This is a genomic window from Streptomyces rimosus (assembly GCF_008704655.1).
GTDB classification, from domain to species: Bacteria; Actinomycetota; Actinomycetes; order Streptomycetales; family Streptomycetaceae; genus Streptomyces; species Streptomyces rimosus.
Genome location: NZ_CP023688.1, coordinates 1,036,147 through 1,045,752 on the forward strand (window position 1 = coordinate 1,036,147; position 9,606 = coordinate 1,045,752).

At 73.7% G+C, this 9,606-nt stretch carries 7 protein-coding genes; 3 read left to right on the forward strand and 4 right to left on the reverse strand.

Translation table 11 applies throughout. The annotated features are described in order from the left end of the window. Positions 1 to 13: 13 nt before the first annotated feature. A complete protein-coding gene (locus CP984_RS04200) occupies positions 14 to 955 on the reverse strand; it encodes a Vgb family protein (RefSeq protein ID WP_004571785.1) in 942 nt (313 codons plus the stop codon). A 143-nt stretch (positions 956 to 1,098) separates the two neighbouring features. Then, a complete protein-coding gene (locus CP984_RS04205) occupies positions 1,099 to 1,908 on the reverse strand; it encodes a GH12 family glycosyl hydrolase domain-containing protein (protein ID WP_004571784.1) in 810 nt (269 codons plus the stop codon). Between the two features lie 324 nt (positions 1,909 to 2,232). Between CP984_RS04205 and CP984_RS04210 the strand changes: the two genes are divergently transcribed. Both CP984_RS04210 and CP984_RS04215 read left to right on the forward strand, forming a co-directional pair. Continuing rightward, positions 2,233 to 2,796, forward strand: a complete 564-nt coding sequence (locus CP984_RS04210) for a SigE family RNA polymerase sigma factor (protein WP_050498798.1) — start codon at positions 2,233 to 2,235, stop codon at positions 2,794 to 2,796. Continuing rightward, the gene (locus tag CP984_RS04215) at positions 2,796 to 3,518 is read left to right on the forward strand and encodes a hypothetical protein (RefSeq protein ID WP_004571782.1); all 723 of its coding nucleotides are present in this window, start codon (positions 2,796 to 2,798) and stop codon (positions 3,516 to 3,518) included. The genes CP984_RS04210 and CP984_RS04215 overlap by 1 nt, the downstream gene beginning before the upstream one ends. Before the next feature lie 30 nt (positions 3,519 to 3,548). On the opposite strand, the gene ligD is transcribed toward CP984_RS04215, so the two are convergent. Next, complete coding sequence (gene ligD, locus CP984_RS04220; RefSeq protein ID WP_004571781.1) at positions 3,549 to 4,553, reverse strand: non-homologous end-joining DNA ligase; 1,005 nt, start codon at positions 4,551 to 4,553, stop codon at positions 3,549 to 3,551. 302 nt (positions 4,554 to 4,855) lie between these two features. On the opposite strand from ligD, the gene CP984_RS04225 reads away from it, so the two are divergent. Next, positions 4,856 to 5,917: an ATP-dependent DNA ligase gene (locus tag CP984_RS04225; RefSeq protein WP_004571780.1), complete on the forward strand. Its 1,062-nt coding sequence runs from the start codon at positions 4,856 to 4,858 to the stop codon at positions 5,915 to 5,917. An 18-nt stretch (positions 5,918 to 5,935) separates the two neighbouring features. On the opposite strand, the gene CP984_RS04230 is transcribed toward CP984_RS04225, so the two are convergent. Beyond that, positions 5,936 to 8,953, reverse strand: coding sequence for a non-ribosomal peptide synthetase (locus CP984_RS04230; RefSeq protein ID WP_004571779.1), 3,018 nt, complete (start codon positions 8,951 to 8,953; stop codon positions 5,936 to 5,938). Positions 8,954 to 9,606 lie beyond the last annotated feature (653 nt).

Below are 9,606 nucleotides of genomic sequence, written 5' to 3' on the forward strand. Positions count from 1 at the left end.
TGACGCACGGGAGTCACCGGCCCGGCTGCGCGCCCTCCGCGGTCACCGCGATCCGCACCACCGACCCGGTCTCCAGCGCCGCCCACAGGGCGCCGTCGGGGCCGAGCGCGATACCGTGCGGCTCGGACGCGGGGTCGGGGAGGTCGTAGCCGTCGACGCGTCCGCTGGTGGTGATGCGGCCGATGCGGCCCGCGCCCCATTCGGTGAACCACAGGGCGCCGTCCGGGCCCGCGGCGATCGCGTGCGGGCGGCACGCCGGGTCCGGGAGCGGGAACTCCTCGACCGTACCGTCCGTGGTGATGCGGCCGATCTGCCCCGCCGCGATCTCCACGAACCACAGGGCGCCGTCGGGCCCGGCCGTGAGCCCCACCGGGCCCGCGCCCGGCGTCGGCAGGTCGTGGAGGACGGTGTCGCCGTCCGGGGTGATGCGGCCGATCGCGTTGGCCTGGTTGGCGGTGAACCACAGGGCGCCGTCCGGGCCCGTCGCGATCACCGAGGCGAAGGCGCCGCGTACCGGCAGCGGATACTCGGTGACGGTGCCGTCCGGGGTGATGCGGCCGATGCGGTCGGCGGCGGATTCGGTGAACCAGACGGCACCGTCCGGGCCCGCGGCGATGCCCAGGGGCGCGGCGTCCGCGGTCGGCAGGGTGAAGGACTCCACCTGCGCGCCGCCGTCGGCGGCGCGGCCGGGCACAAGGCGGGTGACGCGGTGCTCCTTGAACTCGGTGCACCACAGCGCGCCGTCCGTCCCCGTGGCGATCATCGTGGGCCCGCCGGTGGCGGTGCGCAGGGGGTAGGTGGTCACGTCCCCCGCCGTGGTCACCCGCGCGACCCGCCCCTGGTGCACGAGCGTGCACCACAGGGCGCCGTCCGGCCCGGCGGTCAGCGCGTACGGGCCCGCTTCCGGGCCGGCCACGACGTACTCCTGCAAGGTCACCTCTGGGCGGGACGGCATGTGCTGCATCCTTTCGGCACGGTCGGTACGGTTCGGTACGGCAAGGCCGGACGGTCCCCGTACGGTACCCAGGCTCCGCGGGCGACGCTCCGCCGCACCTCCGGCGGAGCCACGCGACCGACGCCCCGTCACCTGCTCCCGTCTCAGCCGACGTTCACCTCATACGCGGACGTATCCAGCTGCGCCTTGCCCGTGAAGGCTTCCGTACCGGCCTCCACCCCGCTGAGGTAGTCGGCCGGCGCCACCAGGCCCCGCCGCACGAGTGCCTGGAGGAAGTCGTTCAGGTCCAGGTCGGAGGCCGTGGTGTCGCCGACGCGGACGAAGGAGTACACGTTCCAGTCGGTCCGGCCGGCGTACAGGTCCCAGGAAGCACCGGCGATCCTCACCCGCTGCTGCCGGGTGCCCAGGGGCACGGCGCCGCCGCCCTTCGCGAGCCACACCATGACCTCGTGCTTGGGGCGGCTCTGCCAGTCCGTGTCCGGCCGGTCGTGCAGCCACAGGTCGTACGCGACGTTGTACGCGCCCGGCCTGGACTCCTTCACCTTGTACGACCACTTCGCGCGGACCGGGGTCTTCGCCGACACCCGCACGGGCAGCCCGGTGGCGTTGGACTTCCAGCCCCAGTGCCAGCCCAGCACGCTGCTCGCGTACGACTTCACGGACTCCGGCGCGCCGGTCCAGTCGTGGTGGGTTCCCCAGCCAATGGTGTTCCCGGACTGGTACGTGGCCCAGGTGCAGGTCCAGCCGGAGCCGCTGCCCGATCCCCAGGTGTTGTTGTTGAGCCAGTACTTGCCCATCGGAGTGGCCTCGTTCGGCGCGCAGCCGTCCGCCGCCCGTGCGGGGTGGGCGGCGGTGTCGAGCGCGATGAGGGTTCCGCCGCCGAGCGTGGCGGCGGCGAGCAGCGCGACGAGGAAGCGCTTGCGGGACGAGCGGTGACGGCCAGGTGCTGCCATGGGACGGCCTGCCTTTCGGTCCGGGTCGGTGCTTCCTTGTTGCCGCCGCTGCGGAAAGGGTTGCCCGTACGGCCGTGCCGCGAGCCATGCGCCACCAGCCACCAGCCACCAGCCACCAGCCACCGACGAGCGTCCGCACCCGGCCCTCCGCGAAGTTCCGCTCCCCCGGCAACCTTCCCCCGACCGGCGGCAACTGAGGGGCTGACAGAGTGTTCCCGATCAAGGAAGCCCGCCCGTGCCCACCCTTCTCCCCCGCCCCGGTCACCGGCCACCGCCGCCGCACACGGAAGGGTGGGCATGACCCCGCCCACTCTCCCGATGAGCATGAACACTCCGCGCAGTGCCGCCCCCGCCGGCCCGGCCCCCGCCACCGGTGACGCGTCGGCCGAGTTCCACGCCTTCTTCGAACGCCACCACGCCGAACTGGCCCGCCTGGCCCATCTGCTCACCGGCGAGGCGGACGCCGCCGACGACCTCGCGGCGGACGCGCTGCTCGCCCTGTGGCACCGGTGGGACCGGGTGCGCGGCGCGGAACACCCGGTGGCGTACGCCCGGGGCGTGGTCGCCAACATGGCCCGCGGCCGGATCCGCAGCACCGTGCGCGAGCGGCGCCGGATCGCCCTGTTCTGGTCCCAGCGCTCCGAGCGCACGGACGGCCCCGACGTGGCCGCGGTCGTCGACGTCCGCCAGGCGCTGGAACGGCTGCCGTTCCGCAAGCGCGCGTGCGTCGTGCTGCGGCACGCGTTCGACCTGTCGGAGCGGGACACCGCCCTGGCCCTGGGCATCTCCGTCGGTACGGTGAAGAGCCAGACCTCCCGGGGCATGGCGGAGCTGCAGCGGCACCTGGGTACGGGCGCCGCGGACGACCTCTCCGGGAGGGGGAAGTGATGGCGGACGAGAACCTGCGCGAGCGGCTGCGCGAGGCGGCGTGGACGCACGAACCGGACCGCGCCCGGATGCTGGCGCGGGTGGAGCGCGGCATGACGGACTCCGCCGACGCCGGTACGGAGCGGCGCCGCCCGCCGCGGGCCCGCTCGTGGCCGCGGATCGCCCTCGCGGCCGCCGCGACGACGGGGGCGCTCGTGGCCGGTGGTTACGCGGTGACGGCGGCCGTACGGCCCCCGGAGCCGCCGGGGAAGGTGACCACCCGCCCGCTGCCCCCGGCCGGACCGGGAGAACGGCTTCCGGCCTCGCCCCCCGCACCGCCCGGCGGCGGCATGCCGCGTACCGAGGACGGGCCTCTCTGGTCGGACGGCTCCGTGGATCCGCACAGCAACGCCTACTGGGCGCAGAGCAACGTCACGGTCCAGACGAAGCGCCCGCTGACCGCGTTCACCGTGGAGCTGCGGATCGCCCGGACCGGCGGTGTGAACGACACGGGGCACTGGAGCACGCTGCCCGCCGCCGACTTCACGGTGTCCGTGGGCGAGCGCGACGGCGCGCTCGTCTACCGGTGGACCCTGAAGGCGGGGCGGACGGTGCCCGCCGGGCGGCATGTCTTCGCGGGCCAGTACAACCACGCGGAGGGCGGGCGCGACGCCAAGGACGACGTGTACACGGCGACGGCGGAGGGGCCGGGCGGCCCTTGGCGCGTACGGGGGGCCTTCTGACGGAGCACCGTGCGAGCGCCGGGCCCCGCGTCACTTCTTCGCGCGGCTCGGCTGCACCCGCTTCGGTTCGCCCTTCATCTTCGGGTGCTCCGGCGGGTACGGGAGGTCCTTCAGCCCGTGCTCGCGCTCGTCGCGGTCGGCGAGTTCGAGCGCGGCCTCCAGGCGGCACGGGTGGGCGTCCATGTCGGCGTGCAGGTCGCCCAGCTCGGCGAAGCGGGCCGGCATGGTCGCGAGGTCGAAGTCCTCCGGCACGGCGTCCGGCAGTTCCTCCCAGCGCAGCGGCGCGGACACCGGCGCGTGCGGAAAGGGCCGTACGGAATAAGCGCTGGCGATCGTGCGGTCGCGGGCCGTCTGGTTGTAGTCCACGAAGATCCGGGCGCCGCGCTCCTCCTTCCACCAGGAGGTGGTGATCCGCCCGGGGTCGCGCCGCTCCAGCTCCCGGGCCACCGCGATGGCCGAGCGGCGGACCTGGGTGAAGGTCCACTCGGGCGCGATGGGCACGAAGACGTGCAGGCCGCGGCCGCCGGAGGTCTTGGGCCACCCGGCGAGGCCGAGGCCGTCGAGGACGTCCCGCAGGGCGAGGGCGGCCCGTACCGCGTCCGCGTAGCCGGTGCCCGGCTGCGGGTCGAGGTCGATGCGCAGCTCGTCCGGGTGCTCGGTGTCGTCCCGGCGGACCGGCCAGGGGTGGAAGGTCAGACAGCCGAGGTTGGCCGCCCACAGGACGGCGGCGGGCTCGGTGGGGCAGATCTCGTCGGCGTACCGGCCGCTGGGGAAGGCGATCCGGCCGGTGGGGATCCAGTCGGGGAGGTTCTTCGGCGCCCGCTTCTGAAAAAACGATTCACCTTCCACTCCGTCGGGGTAACGCTCCAACGTGGTGGGACGGTCCTTCAGGGCGCGCAGGATGCCGTCGCCGACGCTCAGGTAGTACCGGACGACATCGGCTTTGGTGAAGCCGCGCCGCGGGAAATAGACCTTGTCCGGATGCGACACCCGGACAGTCCGCCCGCCCGCACTCAGCTCCAGCGACTCTGCCATGCACCCACGCTAGGCCCGGTCATCAAGTTTCCGCCTGCCGTGCGGCTCCCCCAGCTACCGCTGGGAGGTGCCCCTACCCCAGCTACCCCTGGGAGGTACACCCGGACCTCCACGTTACGGGCGGCGCGGCTTCCGGAGGACGGATCGAAGAGCCGGGACGGAGTGCACCGGGCACCACACGACCCGCCCTCCGGCCGAACGACGGAGACTTCGTGACCGGGTCTAGGCCGTACGGGCACCCCCCGCCCCTCGGCGGGCGCGTACCGCAGACCGTCCGCGCGCCCCGCCGCACAATCGCCCTCATGGATCTTCCCGTGATGCCCCCGGTGGAGCCGATGCTCGCGAAGGCCGCCCCGGACATTCCGCCCGGCATACAGTACGAGGCCAAGTGGGACGGCTTCCGGGCCATCGTCTTCCGCGACGGGGACGAGGTCGAGCTGGGCAGCCGGTCGGGCAAGCCGCTCACCCGGTACTTCCCCGAGCTGGTCGAGGCCCTGCGCGCGGAGATCCCCGCGCGCTGCGTACTGGACGGGGAGATCGTCATCGCCCGGGACGGGCGCCTGGACTTCGACGCCCTGCTGGAGCGCATCCACCCGGCCGAATCCCGGGTGCGCCACCTGGCGGAGGTGACCCCGGCCTCGTTCGTGGCGTTCGACCTGCTGGCCCTGGGCGACGAGTCGCTGATGTCCACAGTGCAGCGGGACCGCCGCGAGGCCCTGACGACGGCGCTGCGCGATGCCGCCGATCCGGTCTTCACCGCGCCGGTGACCGAGGACCTGGACGTGGCGCGCGAGTGGTTCGAGCAGTTCGAGGGCGCCGGGCTGGACGGCATCGTGGCGAAGCCGCCCGGCATGCCGTACCGGCCAGGGCGGCGGGTCATGGTCAAGACGAAGCACGAGCGGACCGCCGACTGCGTGGTGGCGGGCCTGCGCCCGCACAAGAGCGGCCCGGTCGTCGGGTCCCTGCTGCTGGGCCTGTACGACGCGAGCGGCCGCCTCCAGCACGTCGGCGTCTGCTCGTCCTTCCCCATGCGCCGGCGCGAGGAGCTGATGGAGGAGCTGGCGCCGCTGCGGATGGAGTCCGTAGCGGGCCACCCGTGGGAGGAGTGGACCAGCGAGGAGGCGCAGGCGGCGGGCCGGCTGCCCGGCGGACCCAGCAGGTGGACCGGGAAGAAGGACCTCTCCTGGATTCCGCTGCGCCCGGAACGCGTACTGGAGGTCGCCTACGACCATATGCAGGGCGACCGCTTCCGCCACACCGCCCAGTTCCGCCGCTGGCGCCCCGACCGCGAACCCGAGGAGTGCACGTACGCGCAGCTGGAGGAGCCGGTGCGGTACGACCTGGCCGAGGTGCTGGGGGCCTGACCGCGGCCCGCCGCCGTGCTACGGAAGCTCTTCCCGCACTGCGGCGACCACCCCGGCGATCCCCTCCACCGTCGGCGCGTCGAAGTACGCCGACAGCGGGACCTCCACACCGAGCCGGTCGAATATCCGGGTCGATATCTGGGTCATGGTGATCGAGTGGCCGCCGAGGTCGAAGAGGTCGTCCGTGTCGGCGAGTTCGGGGAGGCCGAAGACCTCGCGCCAGATGTCCCGGACGGTTTCCAGGGGGCTGTCGGCCGCCGACGGCTGCGTGGTGGTCTCCTCGGGCGGCGCGGGCAGCGCGGCGCGGTCCAGCTTGCCGTTCGGGGTGGTGGGCAGGGCTTCGAGGACCACGAAGACCTCCGGAACCATGTACGCGGGCAGGGCCGCCGCCAGCGCGCGCCGCAGGGGTCCCGCGTCCGCGGTACCGACGTAGTAGCCGGTCAGGCGGCCGTCCCGGACGGCGGCGGCCGCCCGGTCCACGCCCTCCAGCGCCAGCAGCCGGGACTCGATCTCGCCCGGTTCGATCCGGTGGCCCCGGAGCTTGATCTGGTCGTCGGTGCGGCCGAGGAAGTCCAGGCGGCCGTCGCCGCGGTGGCGTGCCCGGTCGCCGGTCCGGTACATCCGGCTGCCGGGCGGCCCGAACGGGTCCGGCAGGAAGCGTTCGCTGTCCAGTTCCGGGCGGCCGACGTAGCCGCGGGCGAGGCCCGCCCCGGCGATGTAGAGGTCACCGGGCAGACCGGCCGGGACCGGTGCCAGGTGCTCGTCGAGCACGTAGACGCGGGTGTTGGCCAGGGGGCGGCCGATCGTCACCTCGTCCGGTTCGGTGTCGATCTCGTCGTAGGTCGACCAGATGGTGGTCTCGGTGGGGCCGTAAACGTTCAGAAGTCGTCCGACTCGCGGGCGGAGCCGCTGCGCGAGCGTCGGGGGCAGGGCCTCGCCACCGGCCAGCGCGGTCACGGCGGGCGCGTCGAAGCCGTTGTCCAGGAGCATGGCCCAGCCGGTCGGTGTGGCCTGCACGTGGGTGATGCCGTGGCGGGCGACCAGGTCCGTCAGCGCGGCGCCGTCGCGGGTCTCGCCCGCGCCCGCCACGATCACCGTGCCTCCGGTGACCAGCGGCAGGAACAGTTCCAGGCCGGAGATGTCGAACGAGACGGAGGTCAGCGCCAGCCAGCGGTGGCCGGGTCCGGAGCCGAGCAGGTCGCGCAGGGACAGCAGGAGGTTCGTCAGGGACCGGTGCTCGATCTGTACGCCCTTGGGGCGGCCGGTCGAGCCGGAGGTGTAGATGACGTAGGCGAGGTCGGCGGGGACGGGTGACGGGAGCGGCGCGTCCGGGGTCAGCGGCTCGCCGTCGGCCGCGAGGGCCTCGGGCGACAGGTCGGTGTCGCCCAGTTCGTGCGCCGCGCCGGCGTCCGCGAGGACGAACTCGATGCGCTCCCGCGGGTATGCCGCGTCGAGGGGGATGTAGGCCGCACCGGCCTTGAGGACGCCGAGCAGGCCGATCAGCAGGCGTTCGGAGCGGCTCGCCCGTACGGCGACGAGCGCCCCCGCGCCGATGCCCTTGTCCCGCAGACGCGCGGCGAGGCGTTCCGCTCCGGCGTCCAGTTCCGCGTACGTCAGGCTGCGGTCGGCGTACACGACGGCGACGGCGTCGGGCTGCCGGGCCGCCTGTTCGGCGATCAGCTCGGGGACGGTCCGTGCCGGGTACGCGACGGCCGTGTCGTTGACGCCGGTCAGCAGCCGCTCGCACGCGTCGCCGTCGAGGAGGGGCAGTCCGGCCAGCGGCGTGCCCGGGTCGCCGGCCGCGTGGCCGAGGAGGGTCAGCCAGTGCCGCGCCAGGCTCTCGGCGTGTTCGCGGGCGAGGGACCGCGGCGGGTACTGGAGCATTACGTGGAACGCGTCCGGCCCGTCGACCAGTTCGACGCGCAGGGCGTTGCGGGCGGAGTGGTTGGAGGGCGTCCAGTCCGCCGACACGGTGAGCCCGGGGAACTGCGGGACGGGCCCCGGACGCCGGTAGGTGAGCGAGACCGGCGCGAGGGCGACCGCCGGCTTCACGCCCGTGCCGGCGCGGCCGAGTGGTACGTCCCGCACCCGGTACAGCTCGCGGAGTCCGGCCCGGGTCGCGCGGGCGAACTCCGCGAACGTCAGGCCGGGCTCCGGCGCGGTGGTGAAGGGCAGCTCGTTGACGTGGACACCGATGTGGCCCCGCTGCTCCGGCGTACGGGTGCCGAGGTCGAGGGCGGTGACCGGCGCGGCGTTGCCGTAGCGGTACAGGAGGGCGTGCAGGGAGGCGACGATCAGCTCGAAGCGGGTGACGCCCAGGCGTTCCGCGAGCGGGGCGAGCCGGGACCGCAGGTCTTCGGGGAGGGCGAATTCGACCGATGCGCCGGGCGCCGCTCCGTGGGCCGGGCGCTCCAGGCCGGGGAGCACCACGTCGTCGTCGCCGAGCGGGTGCCGCGCCCAGTAGTCCCGTGCGGCGGGCAGCTTGGCGGCGAGCCGGGCGTCTTCCGCGCCGGCCGGTTCGGCGGGCGCGGGCTCCGGCGGTACGGGGGTGCCGTGGCCGGCCTCCGCCCCGTAGAGCGCCGCGAGGTCGGCCGCGAACAGTTCCATCGACTGCCCGTCGAAGACGAGGTGGTGGGCGACGACCAGCAGCCGGTGCTCGCGGGGGCCGATGACCTGGAGGACCAGGCGGCACAGCGGCCCCTCGGCGAGGTCGAAGGGCGCCGTGATGTGCTGCCGGGTGGCCTCGGGGCCGGCCCGTTCGGTCACCAACTCGGGCCGTACGGGAGCCGGAACGAGGTGGGGGACGCCGTCCCGGCTCTCGACGGCGCTCGTGAGGTCCAGGTGCCTGCGCAGCAGGGCATCGCACGCGCGGCGCAGCGCGGCGGTGTCGAGCGGGCCGTCGAAGTGCAGGGTGAAGGGCACGTGGTGCACGGTCCCGCAGTCGTCGAGCTGCTCGTTGAACCAGATCCCGCTCTGGGCGGCCGAGGCGGGACGGGCCTGGATCGGGGAGCGCGGGCTTGCTGGAGCGTCGGACATCGAACAGCTTTCTTCAGCGCTGCGGCCGAGGGTGGTCCCCGCCGATGGGAGCGCTCTCAATCTGCCTCACCCTGGCTGGGATATGCAACTTTCTGCGCGAACTTCATCGCTTCCCGAAAGATTTCCGGCGAGTTCGCCGGGCGCCCGGACACGGCCGTCCGAACCGCCACACGGCCCGTCCGGCATGGCCGTTCGTGCTTCGAGGGCACCGCGGAACGCCCCGGCGGACCGGTCAAACACGGAACTTACGACCATTGACACACTCCGCAACGCTGTTCGATCATCTCGGGGTCACAAAGCGTCCAGCACGGCACCCGAATCGGGGTCCGTGTGCACGGGGCCGCCCGACCGGTGGCCCGGAAAGCGAGTGCGCATCATGGCCACTTGAGGCGGCGGGCAGACCGGAACCGGCCTGCCGGGGTGGCCGACCGCACTTCCCCGCGGAAGTCCCACGGCCCCGCCCGTACTTCACCGCCGCGCCGAAACACCACCCCACCCCGCATTCCCGCCCCTCGTCGAGCCGTTCCGGCGCGCATGCGCGAACTCCCCGGCCCTCTCCGCACCGCGGATGCGACCGCCATGAGTTCAGCCCGCGACTTCCCGCAGCGGCCTGCGCGGCGTCCGAATACGCGTCCGCCCGCCACCCTCATTAC

What these genes read in the sequence shown, in the direction of transcription:
- CP984_RS04215 (WP_004571782.1), top strand. Translation starts at nt 2,796, where the DNA reads ATGGCGGACGAGAACCTGCGCGAGCGGCTGCGCGAGGCGGCGTGGACG.
- CP984_RS04200 (WP_004571785.1), bottom strand. Translation starts at nt 955, where the DNA reads ATGCCGTCCCGCCCAGAGGTGACCTTGCAGGAGTACGTCGTGGCCGGC.
- CP984_RS04225 (WP_004571780.1), top strand. Translation starts at nt 4,856, where the DNA reads ATGGATCTTCCCGTGATGCCCCCGGTGGAGCCGATGCTCGCGAAGGCC.
- CP984_RS04210 (WP_050498798.1), top strand. Translation starts at nt 2,233, where the DNA reads ATGAACACTCCGCGCAGTGCCGCCCCCGCCGGCCCGGCCCCCGCCACC.
- ligD (WP_004571781.1), bottom strand. Translation starts at nt 4,553, where the DNA reads ATGGCAGAGTCGCTGGAGCTGAGTGCGGGCGGGCGGACTGTCCGGGTG.
- CP984_RS04230 (WP_004571779.1), bottom strand. Translation starts at nt 8,953, where the DNA reads ATGTCCGACGCTCCAGCAAGCCCGCGCTCCCCGATCCAGGCCCGTCCC.
- CP984_RS04205 (WP_004571784.1), bottom strand. Translation starts at nt 1,908, where the DNA reads ATGGCAGCACCTGGCCGTCACCGCTCGTCCCGCAAGCGCTTCCTCGTC.